The organism is Suttonella sp. R2A3 (genome assembly GCF_021513215.1).
Classification (GTDB): Bacteria; Pseudomonadota; Gammaproteobacteria; order Cardiobacteriales; family Cardiobacteriaceae; genus JAHUUI01.
Genome location: NZ_CP090975.1, coordinates 1,622,847 through 1,636,427, shown reverse-complemented (window position 1 = coordinate 1,636,427; position 13,581 = coordinate 1,622,847). Strand labels below are relative to the sequence as shown.

The 13,581-nt window shown below is 47.2% G+C and carries 20 protein-coding genes; 4 read left to right on the top strand and 16 right to left on the bottom strand.

Annotated features, from left to right (window positions below; all coding sequences use genetic code 11):
• Window positions 1–77: 77 nt before the first annotated feature.
• The 16 genes from L0B52_RS07875 to rpsH form a co-directional block, all read right to left on the bottom strand.
• On the bottom strand, window positions 78–644 hold the full coding sequence (locus L0B52_RS07875) for a tetratricopeptide repeat protein (RefSeq protein ID WP_235064179.1): 567 nt from the start codon (window positions 642–644) through the stop codon (window positions 78–80).
• Between the two features lie 132 nt (window positions 645–776).
• Entirely contained in the window at window positions 777–1,475 is a 699-nt protein-coding gene (locus L0B52_RS07870; RefSeq protein WP_235064178.1) for a tetratricopeptide repeat protein, read from the bottom strand.
• A gap of 82 nt (window positions 1,476–1,557) precedes the next feature.
• Window positions 1,558–2,253: a tetratricopeptide repeat protein gene (locus tag L0B52_RS07865; protein WP_235064177.1), complete on the bottom strand. Its 696-nt coding sequence runs from the start codon at window positions 2,251–2,253 to the stop codon at window positions 1,558–1,560.
• Between the two features lie 125 nt (window positions 2,254–2,378).
• Window positions 2,379–2,762: a 50S ribosomal protein L17 gene (gene rplQ / locus L0B52_RS07860; RefSeq protein ID WP_235064176.1), complete on the bottom strand. Its 384-nt coding sequence runs from the start codon at window positions 2,760–2,762 to the stop codon at window positions 2,379–2,381.
• 33 nt (window positions 2,763–2,795) lie between these two features.
• The gene (locus tag L0B52_RS07855; protein WP_235064175.1) at window positions 2,796–3,755 is read right to left on the bottom strand and encodes a DNA-directed RNA polymerase subunit alpha; all 960 of its coding nucleotides are present in this window, start codon (window positions 3,753–3,755) and stop codon (window positions 2,796–2,798) included.
• Between the two features lie 41 nt (window positions 3,756–3,796).
• Window positions 3,797–4,417, bottom strand: coding sequence for a 30S ribosomal protein S4 (gene rpsD / locus L0B52_RS07850; protein ID WP_235064174.1), 621 nt, complete (start codon window positions 4,415–4,417; stop codon window positions 3,797–3,799).
• Between the two features lie 19 nt (window positions 4,418–4,436).
• Complete coding sequence (rpsK, locus tag L0B52_RS07845; protein ID WP_235064173.1) at window positions 4,437–4,781, bottom strand: 30S ribosomal protein S11; 345 nt, start codon at window positions 4,779–4,781, stop codon at window positions 4,437–4,439.
• A gap of 70 nt (window positions 4,782–4,851) precedes the next feature.
• Entirely contained in the window at window positions 4,852–5,208 is a 357-nt protein-coding gene (gene rpsM, locus L0B52_RS07840) for a 30S ribosomal protein S13 (RefSeq protein WP_235064172.1), read from the bottom strand.
• Window positions 5,209–5,439: 231 nt separating this feature from the next.
• On the bottom strand, window positions 5,440–5,553 hold the full coding sequence (gene rpmJ, locus L0B52_RS07835; RefSeq protein WP_235064171.1) for a 50S ribosomal protein L36: 114 nt from the start codon (window positions 5,551–5,553) through the stop codon (window positions 5,440–5,442).
• Between the two features lie 18 nt (window positions 5,554–5,571).
• Window positions 5,572–6,894 (bottom strand): preprotein translocase subunit SecY, encoded by a 1,323-nt coding sequence (secY, locus tag L0B52_RS07830; RefSeq protein ID WP_235064170.1) that lies wholly within the window; start codon window positions 6,892–6,894, stop codon window positions 5,572–5,574.
• A gap of 14 nt (window positions 6,895–6,908) precedes the next feature.
• Window positions 6,909–7,346, bottom strand: a complete 438-nt coding sequence (rplO, locus tag L0B52_RS07825) for a 50S ribosomal protein L15 (RefSeq protein ID WP_235064169.1) — start codon at window positions 7,344–7,346, stop codon at window positions 6,909–6,911.
• Between the two features lie 3 nt (window positions 7,347–7,349).
• Complete coding sequence (rpmD, locus tag L0B52_RS07820) at window positions 7,350–7,535, bottom strand: 50S ribosomal protein L30 (RefSeq protein ID WP_235064168.1); 186 nt, start codon at window positions 7,533–7,535, stop codon at window positions 7,350–7,352.
• A complete protein-coding gene (rpsE, locus tag L0B52_RS07815) occupies window positions 7,525–8,040 on the bottom strand; it encodes a 30S ribosomal protein S5 (protein WP_235064167.1) in 516 nt (171 codons plus the stop codon). Before rpsE ends, rpmD begins: the two co-directional genes overlap by 11 nt.
• A gap of 9 nt (window positions 8,041–8,049) precedes the next feature.
• Window positions 8,050–8,406 carry a 50S ribosomal protein L18 gene (gene rplR, locus L0B52_RS07810; protein ID WP_235064166.1) on the bottom strand — a complete coding sequence of 119 codons (357 nt, stop codon included), beginning with the start codon at window positions 8,404–8,406 and terminating at the stop codon, window positions 8,050–8,052.
• 12 nt (window positions 8,407–8,418) lie between these two features.
• A complete protein-coding gene (gene rplF, locus L0B52_RS07805) occupies window positions 8,419–8,952 on the bottom strand; it encodes a 50S ribosomal protein L6 (RefSeq protein ID WP_235064165.1) in 534 nt (177 codons plus the stop codon).
• A 10-nt stretch (window positions 8,953–8,962) separates the two neighbouring features.
• Window positions 8,963–9,352: a 30S ribosomal protein S8 gene (rpsH, locus tag L0B52_RS07800; RefSeq protein WP_235064164.1), complete on the bottom strand. Its 390-nt coding sequence runs from the start codon at window positions 9,350–9,352 to the stop codon at window positions 8,963–8,965.
• A gap of 547 nt (window positions 9,353–9,899) precedes the next feature.
• On the opposite strand from rpsH, the gene L0B52_RS07795 reads away from it, so the two are divergent.
• From L0B52_RS07795 to L0B52_RS07780, 4 genes are all read left to right on the top strand, one after another.
• Window positions 9,900–10,445 (top strand): VOC family protein, encoded by a 546-nt coding sequence (locus L0B52_RS07795; protein ID WP_235064163.1) that lies wholly within the window; start codon window positions 9,900–9,902, stop codon window positions 10,443–10,445.
• Window positions 10,446–10,477: 32 nt separating this feature from the next.
• Entirely contained in the window at window positions 10,478–12,082 is a 1,605-nt protein-coding gene (locus L0B52_RS07790) for an FAD-dependent oxidoreductase (protein ID WP_409202336.1), read from the top strand.
• Between the two features lie 134 nt (window positions 12,083–12,216).
• Window positions 12,217–12,417 carry a DUF2783 domain-containing protein gene (locus L0B52_RS07785; RefSeq protein ID WP_235064161.1) on the top strand — a complete coding sequence of 67 codons (201 nt, stop codon included), beginning with the start codon at window positions 12,217–12,219 and terminating at the stop codon, window positions 12,415–12,417.
• A gap of 4 nt (window positions 12,418–12,421) precedes the next feature.
• A complete protein-coding gene (locus tag L0B52_RS07780; RefSeq protein ID WP_235064160.1) occupies window positions 12,422–13,579 on the top strand; it encodes an amine dehydrogenase large subunit in 1,158 nt (385 codons plus the stop codon).
• Window positions 13,580–13,581: the final 2 nt, after the last annotated feature.

Sequence of the window (13,581 nt, the reverse complement as noted above, 5' to 3'; positions counted from 1 at the left end):
ATCATACACCCGTGCCAAGCTGAATAGCCCGCTTTTTGGGTTTACTGATACCTGATTAACGAGACAAGACAGTCGCTTTATTCAGCTTCTTTATTCAGCAGGCGGTAATTGCCACAGGCTCTTTGGTCGCCATATTGACACGCCTCGCCAAACCACTTAATCGCCTGATCAACATCTCGTTCAACGCCTTGGCCCTGGTAAAGCATCACCGCTAAATTAAATTGCGCCTGTGGCTCATTTTGTTCTGCCGCTTTTTGATACCACTGCACCGCTTGTTGCGCGTCTTGTGCAACGCCACGACCACTCAAATACATACCCGCTAAATTATTTTGCGCACTAGGATGACCTTGCTCTGCCGCTTGCTGATACAAGCGAACAGCATGATCTTCATCTTGTTCAACGCCCTGCCCATCGCTATAGAGCACACCAAGGTTATTTTGCGCATCAGCATTACCCTGCTCGGCCGCTTTTTGATACCAGTCTGCAGCTTCGCTATAATCCTGTTCCACCACAAAACCAACCTCATACAGCAAACCGAGATTGAGTTGTGCTTCAGCCTGTCCCTCATCAGCTAATGCTTTGAACCCTTCGACCATCTGCTCAAGCTCAGCCTCACTCAGAATCTCTTCAGAATCTGTTTGCATCGGAAGCCTAGCTTCGGTATGTGCCCAGAGCGTTCCTGCAAGGCATATCATTAAGACAAACGCCGCTATTTTTTTAATTTGTACCATATTTTTCCTTATCGGAGGTAGTTAAGCCAATTTTTACCCTGAGCATCAATAACCCTGCTCTTCAAGCTGACGGTAGGTAAAGCACGCTTCGCGAAAACCATTATCACACGATTTTCCTAACCATTGTTTCGCAAGCGTTGCGTTCTGCTCAACGCCTTGCCCTGCGTAATACAATGATGCAAGGTTATATTGCGCGGGTCCGTGGTCTTGTTCGGCTGCTTGTTGATACCAATGCACAGCTTGCACATAATCTTTCTCCACCCCGTCACCATAGTGATACATGGTACCAATATTAAATTGCGCCTCGCTATGACCTTGTTCCGCAGCTTTTGTCTCCCAAAGTAGTGAGGCACTATAATCCTGATCAACACCACTACCGAAGGAATACATCACACCAAGCTTATGTTGACCTTCAGCATACCCTTGATCAGCGGATTTTTGATACCAGCGAACGGCCTCACGATCATCTTCCTCAACCCCATAACCATAGCGATAAAGATCACCAAGATGGCTTTGTGCACTAGCATTTCCTTGCGCAACCGCCTGTTTATACCAACGCAACGCCTCGTCATAATCCCGCGCGACGTTATCACCGTGAGCATACATGGTCCCGAGTGCATCTTGCGCTACCGCATCACCTGCTTCTGCGCGGGTTTTAGTTTCAGAAAAGCTATCGGCGTGGCTGAGTGCTGGCACAACACACAAGGCAGACGATAAAAACCACTTGTTCATCGTTTGATTCATGATTCAATCCTAAAAATTGGAAAACTGTCGCACCATGCGCGACAGTGCCGTTTACTAGAGGCGTTAAGTAAGCGCGCACCCATTAAAGGCCGGCTTCATCAATAATACGATAGTTACCACAGCCTAACCCATCACCACTATCGCACGATTTTTTAAACCATGCCTTAGCTTTTGTGACATCCTGCGCCACACCTTGGCCTTCAAAATACATCAACGCCAAATTATTTTGCGCATCCGGCAGCCCTTTTTCTGCAGCTTGTTGGTAAAGTTCAAACGCTTTTGCGTAATCTTGATCAACACCGTAGCCGTTGTAATAGATAACGCCAAGATTATAGAGTGATTCAGCAATACCTTGTTCGGCGGATTGCTCATACCAATACTTGGCCTTGCTATAATCTTGCGCAACCCCATAACCTTGCTCATACATCAGCGCGAGATTGTATTGCGCCTGAGCATCACCTTGTTCTGCAGCCTGGGTGTACAAGCCTACCGCCTTGCTTTGATCTTGAGCAACACCAATGCCATGATCATAGAGTCCACCAAGATTATTTTGTGCTGCTGCCAGGCCTTGATCGGCAGCCTTTTGATACCAGTAACGCGCTTTATCGAAGTCTTGCCCGATCTCTTTACCTTGAGCATAGAATAGGCCTAAGTTAAATTGCGCGGCCGCATTACCTTCCTCAGCCTTGATTTTCGTTTCAGAAAAGAAGTCAGCCAGTACGGTGATACTCACAACATACATCGCTAAACCAATGGCTATTGCCTTTATGTGTCTCATCGTAAGTTCCTTAACTAAGGGAAAATCCGTGACTTTTATTCTACTGCGACACAGCCAGATCGGCAAAACATAAAAAAACCGCCAACAAAGTGGCGGTTTTTAGTGATCATCACAAAGGTTGAGATTTAAGCTTCTTCAACTTCTGGCTGTGGACGATCAACGAGTTCAACGTATGCCATAGGTGCGTTGTCCCCTGGACGGAAGCCGCATTTTAAGATGCGAACGTAACCGCCTGGACGGCCTTGGTAACGTGGGGCAAGTTCGTTGAATAACTTTTGTACTGCATCACGGTTACCCAAACGCGCAAAAGCCAAACGACGTGCTGCAACAGTGTCGTTGTTTTTAGCGTGAGTGATGATTGGCTCGATCACACGACGCAGATCTTTTGCTTTTGGCAAAGTGGTTTTAATCAATTCATGTTCAATCAGCGATACCGTCATGTTTTTAAACATCGCTTTGCGGTGTGCGCTGGTCCGGCTTAGTTTACGCCCGGCTAGTTTATGTCTCATTTTTTTGCTCCAAATCCTTACTCGCTAGTTGGCTTAGTCAACCGGCCAGTGTTCAATATCCATACCCAGTTCCAAACCATGGCTGGCAAGAACTTCTTTAATTTCGTTGAGTGATTTCTTACCCAAGTTCGGGGTTTTCAGCAACTCGACTTCACTGCGGCGTACCAAATCACCAATGTTATTGATGTTCTCTGCTTTCAAGCAATTCGCGCTGCGCACGGTCAATTCCAAATCATCAACCGGACGTAACAACACCGGATCAACCTGAATTTCTTCCGCTTCTTCCTCTTCAATCTCAGTCGATTCAAGATCCACGAATACTTCGATCTGCTTGTGCAGAATGGTTGCTGCATCACGAATAGCCTGCTCAGGATCAAGCGTACCATTTGACTCAATGTCGATAATCAACTTATCGAGGTCAGTACGCTGCTCAACACGGGCCGCTTCAACGCGGAACGCAATGCGCTTAACCGGTGAGAAAGACGCATCCAAGCGCAATACATTCGGTGAGCTGCTTTCTTCATCGCTTTCTAAATTAACCACTCGATAACCACGGCCTTTTTCAACCGAAACCGTCATATTAAACGGGGTATCGCTGGTTAAATGTGCAATGACATGCTCAGGGTTGCAGATTTCGATATTCGATGGTGCTTTGAAGTCTTTCGCTTTCACTTCGCCTGCTTTGTTGACAGACAAACGCATTTCGGCGTGTTCGCCTTCGTGCATAATCAGCGCTAAGCCTTTCAAATTAAGCAACACATCGATGACGTCCTCACGCACACCGTTGATGCCGGAATATTCGTGTAAAACCCCTTCGATTTCACACTCTGTTACTGCCGCGCCTTCGATTGAAGACAGGAGCACACGGCGCAATGCCGTGCCGAGCGTATAGCCAAAGCCACGCTCTAAAGGCTCCATGGTAACCCGCGACGTATTCGGCGCGACTTCCTTGATCTGTACGATACGCGGGGTCAAAAGTTCTGTTAAAGCCATCGTCTAACGCCTCCAGTAAATGCTGTTAATGCCAGTAAACCTTACTTGGAGTAAAGCTCAACCACCAATGATTCGTTAATGTCTGCAGATAAGTCGATACGCTCAGGAACGCGCTTGAACTCGCCGCTCATTTTTGCAGTGTCCACTTCAACCCATTCAACAAACCCACGTTGTGCAGCAATTTCCAAGGCGCTTTGGATGCGAACTTGTTTGCGTGATTTTTCACACACTGAAACCACATCTTCCGCTTTAACTTGATAAGAAGCAATCGTCACACGTTGACCATTGACTTCAATCGCACCATGAGAAACCAGCTGACGTGATTCTGCACGCGTTACGCCGTAGCCCATGCGATAAACCACATTGTCCAAACGCTGCTCGAGCATTTTGAGCAAGTTTTCACCCGTTGAGCCTTTTTGCTTCGCTGCTTTTTTGTAGTAGTTGCGGAACTGACGCTCAAGTACGCCATAGGTACGCTTGAGCTTTTGTTTTTCACGCAACTGACCACCGTAGTCAGACAAACGCGTACGACGCGCGCCGTGCTGACCAGGCGCTGCACTCATATTACATTTTGATTCAACCGGGCGAACGCCTGATTTTAGTTCTAAATCCACGCCTTCACGACGCGCCAGACGGCACTTAGGTCCAATATATCTAGCCATAAATTACTCCGAATATTCCTTACACGCGACGCTTTTTCGGCGGACGACAACCATTATGTGGGATAGGGGTAACATCCGTAATTGAATGGATGTTGAATCCTGTTGCGTTTAATGCACGCACAGCGGATTCACGCCCCGGTCCTGGTCCTTTAATATTCACGTCAAGGTTCTGCACGCCATATTCTTTGGCGGCAGTGCCAGCGCGCTCTGCTGCAACCTGCGCTGCAAACGGAGTACTTTTTCTTGAACCGCGAAAACCAGAACCACCGGCAGTTGCCCAAGAAAGCGTGTTACCCTGACCATCAGTAATGGTCACGATTGTGTTGTTAAATGACGCGTGGACGTGCGCAACGGCGTCCACCACAACACGCTTTGCTTTTTTCTAACGTTTTTTTGTTTACCAGCAGCCTTAGCCATAAATTCTCTCTCTTAGATTAGCGTTTAATTGGACGACGTGGGCCCTTACGGGTACGTGCGTTGGTTTTAGTACGTTGACCACGAACCGGCAAAGAGCGACGGTGACGCAGACCACGGAAACAACCTAAGTCCATTAAACGTTTGATGTTCATGGAAACCTGACGACGCAGATCCCCTTCCACCTGATATTCACCAACAGCCGAGCGCAAAGCTTCCACTTCAGCGTCCGACAGATCGCGAATTTTTTTCGATGGTTCTACTTCGGCAGCCGCGCAAATATCGCGGGCACGAGCAGGACCAACGCCATAAATAGAGGTCAATGCCACTACCGCATGTTTATGCGTTGGGACATTAATACCAGCAATACGAGCCATGTCGTTTACTCCTAAAATAAAGGGGCGAAATTCTACTTAAATAGCGCGGAAATGTCAAACACTTCCACACCTTAGTGCTAAACCATCTTTTTTCTGTTCAGAGGTTTTTATTCGTTTTTAGCTCTAGGCCAGTTCGCGACAAAGACTCTGAAGATCGAGCGGTTTTAGCGGTAAGGTTTGTTTACTTAAGTGTTTAAGGAAACAAACCTTACAAACAGCCGCGTCAGAGGATTAACCCTGACGCTGCTTGTGACGCTTATCAGAACAAATAATACGTACACTACCGTTACGACGAATCACTCGACAGTGACGGCACATTTTTTTAACTGAAGCACTTACTTTCATGTTTTACTCCTAAACGGTTTAGCGGCGATATTGCCCGCCAAAACCAGATAAATTTGCTTTTTTCATCAGCGATTCATATTGCTTAGACATCACATGCGATTGCACTTGTGAGACGAAATCCATCGCCACAACCACTGCGATCAACAAAGATGTCCCGCCGAAGAGGAACATAATTTGCCCTTGCGCGGACCCTAAGTTCATAATCGATGGCAACACACAGACAAAGGCAACATAGATTGCACCAACCAGCGTTAAACGCTCTTGGATCATATCGATGTAGTCAGCCGTTTGACGACCTGGGCGGAAGCCTTGAATAAAGCCATTAGACTTTTTCAGGTTATCAGCCAGTTCGCGGTTTTCAAACATCATCGCAGTGTAGAAAAACGAGAACAAAATGATCAACAAACTAAAGGTTGCAATGTATAACCAGCTGCCTGGCTGAAACGCACCAATCAAATCAGAAAGGTAGCGACCAGCGGTGCTTTGCATATTACCCAAAAACGAAAAGCCCGAAACCAACAAGGTAATGATCGCTGAGGCGAAGATCGCCGGGATAACGCCACCCATATTGACCTTTAACGGCAAATGCGAGCGCTGGCCCATCGCTTGTTGATTACCACGGCGGTTTGAATAGTGGATAGCGATACGACGCTGCGCGCGTTCTACCACCACAATCAACGCAAACAAACCAATAATCACCAACATAATCAAAAAGAACTGAGCATATTGATCGTTCTCTTTGGTTTGTGCGATCAGGCTACCGATACCCGCTGGCATATTCACCGCGATACCCGCAAAGATCAGCATCGAAATGCCGTTGCCAATGCCGCGTTCAGTGATTTGTTCACCAAGCCACATCATAAATAGCGCACCGGCTGCCAAAGCAATCGTTCCAACCAGCAAGAAGCCGGGACCGCTCATCAGCGACATCCCTTGCGCCATCACGGTACGGCTAATCGCGAATCCTTGCACCAAGGCGAGCGCCAAGGTGAGGTAGCGGGTGTACTGGGTGATTTTCTTCTGCCCAGTACTGCCTTGCTGACGCAATTCCTTAAGTGGGCCATACATATGCGACATCAACTGCATAACAATCGATGCCGAAATGTAAGGCGCCACCCCAAGGGCAAGCAACGATGCATTACTCAAAGCCCCACCAGAGAACATATTGAACAACTGGAAGATCGAACCCTCCCCCTGCTCAAACATCTGGCGAATACGGTCAAGATCCACACCAGGCACCGGAATATGCGCACCCACACGATAAATAATCAGTGCAAGCACGAGATACCACAGACGCGAGGTTAACTCTTTATACGGATTTGCCGTTGGCTTCTTTGCCATAATGCGACCCCTTCTTACTCTTCGATCGAACCACCGGCAGCTTCAATCGCCGCCCGCGCACCTTTGCTCACGCCGATGCCTTGCAGCTTAACCGCTGCAGTCACATCGCCTTGCAAAAAGACTTTAGCACCCAGTGTGTGTACTGGAACCAAGCCTTGCTGCTTGAGCACATCTAAAGTGATCACTTCATCACCAGCAAGCTTGTTCAACTGCTCGGTGCGCAACTGAGCGATATTGGTTTTGCTGCGACTACGGAAGCCACGCTTAGGCAAACGACGTTGCAAAGGCATCTGACCGCCTTCAAACCCAACCTTGTGATAACCGCCAGAACGCGCTTTTTGCCCTTTATGGCCTTTACCACTGGTTTTACCTAAGCCAGAACCGATACCACGACCTAAGCGTTTTGCTGATGGACGCGAACCTTCTGCAGGTTTCAATTCATTTAATTGCATGACTTACACCTCTTCAACTTTAAGGAGATAAGACACTTTATTAATCATGCCTCGGTTCTCCGGTGTATCGAGTACGATGCGTGATTGATGCATGCGACGCAAGCCCAATCCAGCAACGCATTGCTTATGATTTTCCAAACGGCCATGCTTGCTTTTAACCAGCGTGACCCGTAATTGTTTATTCGACATTTGCGAGCACCTCTTGAACTGATTTACCACGCTTAGCGGCGATTTGCTGCGGGCTCTTCATATTCTGCAAACCGTTAATGGTTGCACGTACCACGTTACCTGGATTACGTGTGCCCATACATTTTGCCAAAACATCCTTCACACCAGCCACTTCAAATACTGCACGCATCGCACCACCAGCGATCACACCGGTACCTTCAGAGGCAGGCTGCATGTATACTTTCGCCGCACCGTGCTTACCAACCAGCGGATGCTGCAAGGTATCTTTGTGCAAATCAATACGTACCAAGCCTTTTTTCGCTTGATCCATGGCTTTTTGAATCGCCACAGGTACTTCTTTCGCTTTGCCATAGCCATAGCCAACACGGCCTTGACCATCACCAACCACGACTAATGCGGTAAAGGCAAACTGACGGCCACCTTTAACCACTTTCGTGACGCGGTTAACCGCGACTAATTTCTCGAGAAATTCGCTGTCTTGTTGACGTTCTCTTTGTTGCGCCATAACTCCCCCTTAAAACTTCAATCCGGCTTCACGTGCAGCATCTGCTAATGCTTTCACGCGACCGTGATAACGGAAGCCACTGCGGTCAAAAGCAATGTCTTCAAGGCCTAAAGACTTAGCCTGCTCACCGATTGCGGCACCAACTTTTGCTGCTGCTTCGACGTTACCAGTGCTTTTTAAGCCTTCACGTAATCCGGCTTGTACCGTTGACGCACTCGCCAACACTTTATCACCGCTGCCGCTAATGATTTGCGCGTACATGTGACGCGGGGTTTTATTTACCACCAAACTTGGCTTACCCATTTCGCGGATTTTAGCGCGGGTACGTTTACCACGGCGGATGCGATTAATTTTCTTTTGATTCATGATCTCACCCCGTTATTTTTTCTTCGCTTCTTTCATCACAACGCGCTCATCTGCATAGCGCACACCCTTGCCTTTATAAGGCTCTGGTGGACGATAAGCACGGATTTTCGCCGCGACTTCGCCAACAAGCTGCTTGTCTGAACCTTTAACCAACAATTCTGTTGCGCTTGGCGCTTCAATTGTGATGCCTTGTGGGATCGCATATTCAACAGGATGCGAGAAACCCAACGCCAGGTTAAGCTTATTGCCTTGAACTTGTGCACGATAACCGACACCGACCAATTGCAATTTCTTTTCAAAACCTTCGCTAACCCCGATCACCATATTGTTGACTAAGGTGCGCATCGTGCCACACATCGCCCAATGATCAGTGGTTTCTTTAACCGGCTTGACGTTAATCACGCCGTCGTTTTCTTCTGCCGTAATATACGGGTGCAAGTTAAGGTTCAACTCGCCTTTAGCGCCTTTAACCTTAACTTCGCTGCCATTAATCGCAACATTAACGCCTGAAGGCAGCTGTACTGGTTGTTTACCTATACGTGACATACTTACCTCCTTAAGCGACGTAGCAAAGAATTTCGCCGCCGATACCTTGTTCGCGTGCTTTGTGGTCGCTCATGACGCCTTTAGACGTTGAAACAATCGCAACGCCCAAACCACCCTGCACACGTGGCAGCTCATCTTTACCTTTAAAAATACGCAAACCAGGACGACTCACGCGCTTAATTAATTCGATGACCGGCTCACCTTGATGATATTTCAAGTGAACGGTTAACTCAGGCTTTTCATCGCCTTTAACTTCAAACGACTGGATATAGCCTTCATCTTGCAACACTTGAGCAATCGCTGCTTTGTGCTTAGAGGCAGGCATAGTAACCAGTGAACGGCCGATACGCTGCGCATTGCGGATGCGCGTTAACATATCTGCAACTGGATCAGATAACATAGTTAATTCCTCTTGGATTCAGTATCAGGTCTATTGGCAACCAATGACCCTGGAACTTAAACACCTAAACGCACCGCTAACCAGCAAGAGCCAGAGCAAAGCAGTACAAATAGGATTCTTTGCCGAAAAAGAGAACCGCTTGGTGCGAAATCTCCTTACCGCAAGGGGGCAGTATTATACCGCCCAATCAAGCATTGTCAACGCCCTAAAGCCTTATTGTGACAAATAAATCTCTTTTATGACGAATTACTGAATCAAACACTTCGTTTAACGGCCCAATCGATACTCATGAGATAACTTAACGAGCATCCAGAAAACCGACAAATTAATGCTTGTCACCACAATCACCCTCTACCACCAACAACCCTCTGCATACCAAAATGTCGCAAAGTGTAGTTTTTTTAACACGAGAAAATGCTCATTAGACCCTCTACTAAGCCATTCCTTCTCGCCTGGACTATAATTTATAGTATATGTAGATTATTTTCATTGACAACTGTTTCGGATGAAACTATATTGGGGCCATAATCAAAACAAGGAGATAAACATGAGTATTAATATCAAACAAATCCACCACGTGGCTTATCGCTGTCATGACGCTAAAGAAACTATGGAGTTTTACCGCGACAAGTTGAATATGAAATTCCTCTTAGCGATTGCAGAAGACCAGGTTCCTTCGACCAAAGCCCCCGATCCTTATATGCATTTATTTATGGATGCGGGTAATGGCAACATTTTGGCGTTTTTTGAAATTCCAACACACCCTAAAATGGACCGTGACCGCAATACCCCAGAATGGGTACAGCATATCGCCTTCGAATTAGGCAGTATGGAAGAGCTATTAGAAGCCAAAGCTGATCTCGAAAGCAAAGGGCTTGATGTGCTTGGTGTAACCGATCATGGCATTATTAAATCGATCTATTTCTTTGACCCTAATGGTCACCGTATGGAACTCACCGTTCGCACCGATAAGCCTGGTGAACTTGAAAAGCTCAATGAGGTTGCTGTGCCGATGATCGAAGAATGGGCAAAAACCAAAAAAGCACCAAAACATGCCGCGTGGATTCATGAAAATGAGTTCGCTAATAGCTAAATTAGCTGTCAGCGAAAGGATTACACACCATGATGTCAACCTACACATATCCAGAGTTTGCTTATCGCTGCTCTGAAGAACAACAAAGCGGTGTTGCACAACGTCATGACGTTGCCATTATTGGCGCAGGTCCCATTGGGCTAACTGCCGCACTAGACTGTGCGGCACGTGGCATCAAATGTGTGATTTTTGACGATAACAATACCGTAAGTGTTGGTTCACGTGCCGTTTGTTATGCCAAACGGGCTTTAGAAATATGGCAACGCTTAGGCGTTGCCGAGCCGATGTTAAAACAAGGGGTGAAATGGAAAATTGGCAAAACTTTTTTTCATGAAGAACTTGCCTATCAATTTGATTTATTACCAGAAAGTGGTCATGAACTACCCGCGATGATCAACTTGCAACAATATTATTTAGAAGAGTATCTTGTTGAGGCTTGTGACAAACATCCGTTGATTGATCTACGCTGGAAGCATCGTGTGGAAGACTTAGAGCAACACGATAATCATGTTGTGCTCACCGTAAAAACGCCTGATGGGTCTTTTTCTAGTGAAGCGCAGTGGGTTATTGCCTGTGATGGTGCGAGCAGCAGCATCCGTCGCAAAGTGGGTGCAGATTTCGAAGGCCGAGTGTTCGACGACCAGTTCCTCATTGCCGATATTGTGATGCACGGGGATTATCCGAGCGAACGCTGGTTCTGGTTCGACCCACCCTTCCATCCTGGCCAATCGGTTTTATTACATCGGCAGTCTGATAACATTTGGCGGATCGATTTCCAGCTCGGCAACGAAGCTGATGCTGAGGAATGGAAAAAGCCAGAGAATGTCCTCCCACTGTTGAAAAAAATGCTCGGTGATCGCGAGTTCGCCCTGGAATGGGTTTCTGTTTATCGCTTTGCCTGTCGTCGCATAGGTGAATTCCGCCATCAGCGGGTGTTATTTGCCGGCGATGCGGCACATCAGGTCTCTCCATTTGGTGCACGTGGTGCCAACACAGGCGTTGCGGATGTTGATAACTTGATCTGGAAGCTAAAATTAGTCCTGGATGGTAAGGCGCCAGAGCGTTTACTCGACAGCTATATGGCTGAGCGACATTACGCAGCCGATGAAAACATCCAACATTCCAGCCGTGCCACCGATTTCATCACCCCAAAAAGTCAGGCGAGTCAGATTTTGCGCGATAGTGTGCTCGAGCTTGCGAAAACGTACGAGTTTGCGCGTCCTTTAGTTAATAGTGGCCGCCTGTCTACCGCCACCAATTATCATGAATCCCCGCTCAATAGCCCTGATACGATTGGTTTTCGTGCACGCTGTGCCCCAGGTGCATTTTGTCCTGATGCCCCGATTCGTGTTAACGGTAAACCGAGCTTTTTATTACGTCATCTGGGCAAGGGATTTGTGTTACTCGCTGATCAAAGCTCAAATGTCGAAGACCTCGATGTCGATGGTATTCCCGTAAAAGCATTAGTGATTGGTCGTGATATCGAAGACAGCGATGGCGTCATTGCCGATCGTTATAGCATGAAACCAGGCAGTGTATATTTGATTCGCCCTGACCAGCATATTGCCGCACGCTGGAAAAAATACAACCGCGAAGCAGTCATCGATGCCGTACATCGTGCCACTGCCCATACTTGATAAAAAATGCAGTGCAATATGATACAAATGAGTGCAGAGCAGCGATACGCATTATAAAAAATAGCTATTTTTCATTGCATTAACGTTTGGCACACTCGCTGCACAATAAATAATAACCATCACATGAGGATACTATGCCACTGAAAACCACGAATAACAGCGCCAACCCTGACGACCTGTACGCTGCGTTTGTTCATTTACAAGAAGGCGTCGACTTTGCTGACATTCCGGCGCTTTATAGCAAGGCATTGCTGCTCCTCGCCAATCATATCGGCGATGTATCAGTGATTGAAGAAGCCTTTACTATTGCTAAATCTCATACCCTCGAGGAGTAACTTTATGAAACGATTCACTCAACCGCTTGCTGTACTCGCCATACTGAGTGCAGCATTTGCGCAAGCCGAAATCGCCCCGGAAAAGCTCAAGGTTGTGCAAACATTGCCTGCAGACTACCCTGAGCAATGGGTATTTGCTCACGATGGCGCATTCTTTCACATGAGTAACGGGCATTATATGGTGCTAGATCCGGCAGCAGAAACTGGCCCTGAACAATACAAAGGTATGGTTGATGCCTCGTTTATTTCATCCTTTGCGCAATCAAATAAACGCAATGAATTTTATGTGATCGAAACGTTTTATAGCCGCGGCTCTCGTGGTGAGCGTACGGATGTCGTCACCATCTACGACCCAGCCACCCTTTCCCCTAAAGGTGAAATAGTCTTACCTGAAGACAAATTGCGCATGAATTCGATGCCGGAGCGCTACAGCGCATTATTAGTCAACGATGACAAACATCTTGTGATCACCAATATGTCACCAGCAACGTCTGTGACGGTAGTGGACGTTGAAGCACGGAGTGTAACCGATGTACAGCCAACACCAGGCTGTGTACTCAACTACCCAACTGGAAGGAGCAACTTCTCCAGTCTGTGTGTCAATGGTTCATTTGCCAGCTACCATGTTGATGATCAAGGGAAAGCGAGCGCAGTATCGCAAGGCGATTCATTCTTCAGTCCGATGGATAATCCCATTTTTGAAAAACCGGTCATTATTGGCAGTCAGGCTTATTTCATCGCCTTCGATGGGAAAGTCTATAACGTTGATTTGAGCGGTGAGGCAGCTGTTCTTGGTGAAACCTGGTCACTACTGAACGAAGAAGACAAAGCAGCCGGTTATCGTCCAGGCGGCTGGCAACTCAATGCTCAAGATGATAATGGCCTGTTTTATGTGTTGATGCATCCAGAAGGCTACGAAGGCAGCCACAAAGATGGTGGTCCAGAGTTATGGGTTTATGATGCAAACAAACAAGAGCGCGTCAATAAAATCACCTTGGAAACCTGGGGGGTCTCAGTCGCAGCAACCCATGGTGAAAACCCTTATTTGTTAGTGACTAATGCTGAAATGCAGGTTGACGTGTATCAAGACGGTAAATACGTCCGCACCTTGGCACCATTTGGTCAAGAAACGCCGTTTATCATTCACGCAAACGAGATGTAATC

Coding starts and splice junctions, on each gene's coding strand:
- L0B52_RS07865 (WP_235064177.1), bottom strand. CDS start 2,253: ATGAGACACATAAAGGCAATAGCCATTGGTTTAGCGATGTATGTTGTG.
- rplR (WP_235064166.1), bottom strand. CDS start 8,406: ATGAATCAAAAGAAAATTAATCGCATCCGCCGTGGTAAACGTACCCGC.
- rpsE (WP_235064167.1), bottom strand. CDS start 8,040: ATGGCGCAACAAAGAGAACGTCAACAAGACAGCGAATTTCTCGAGAAA.
- secY (WP_235064170.1), bottom strand. CDS start 6,894: ATGGCAAAGAAGCCAACGGCAAATCCGTATAAAGAGTTAACCTCGCGT.
- L0B52_RS07780 (WP_235064160.1), top strand. CDS start 12,422: ATGAAACGATTCACTCAACCGCTTGCTGTACTCGCCATACTGAGTGCA.
- L0B52_RS07875 (WP_235064179.1), bottom strand. CDS start 644: ATGCAAACAGATTCTGAAGAGATTCTGAGTGAGGCTGAGCTTGAGCAG.
- rplF (WP_235064165.1), bottom strand. CDS start 8,952: ATGTCACGTATAGGTAAACAACCAGTACAGCTGCCTTCAGGCGTTAAT.
- rplQ (WP_235064176.1), bottom strand. CDS start 2,762: ATGAGACATAAACTAGCCGGGCGTAAACTAAGCCGGACCAGCGCACAC.
- L0B52_RS07790 (WP_409202336.1), top strand. CDS start 10,478: ATGTCAACCTACACATATCCAGAGTTTGCTTATCGCTGCTCTGAAGAA.
- rpmJ (WP_235064171.1), bottom strand. CDS start 5,553: ATGAAAGTAAGTGCTTCAGTTAAAAAAATGTGCCGTCACTGTCGAGTG.
- L0B52_RS07795 (WP_235064163.1), top strand. CDS start 9,900: ATGAGTATTAATATCAAACAAATCCACCACGTGGCTTATCGCTGTCAT.
- L0B52_RS07855 (WP_235064175.1), bottom strand. CDS start 3,755: ATGGCTTTAACAGAACTTTTGACCCCGCGTATCGTACAGATCAAGGAA.
- L0B52_RS07870 (WP_235064178.1), bottom strand. CDS start 1,475: ATGAATCAAACGATGAACAAGTGGTTTTTATCGTCTGCCTTGTGTGTT.
- rpsD (WP_235064174.1), bottom strand. CDS start 4,417: ATGGCTAGATATATTGGACCTAAGTGCCGTCTGGCGCGTCGTGAAGGC.
- rpsM (WP_235064172.1), bottom strand. CDS start 5,208: ATGGCTCGTATTGCTGGTATTAATGTCCCAACGCATAAACATGCGGTA.
- rpmD (WP_235064168.1), bottom strand. CDS start 7,535: ATGTCGAATAAACAATTACGGGTCACGCTGGTTAAAAGCAAGCATGGC.
- L0B52_RS07785 (WP_235064161.1), top strand. CDS start 12,217: ATGCCACTGAAAACCACGAATAACAGCGCCAACCCTGACGACCTGTAC.
- rpsH (WP_235064164.1), bottom strand. CDS start 9,352: ATGTTATCTGATCCAGTTGCAGATATGTTAACGCGCATCCGCAATGCG.
- rplO (WP_235064169.1), bottom strand. CDS start 7,346: ATGCAATTAAATGAATTGAAACCTGCAGAAGGTTCGCGTCCATCAGCA.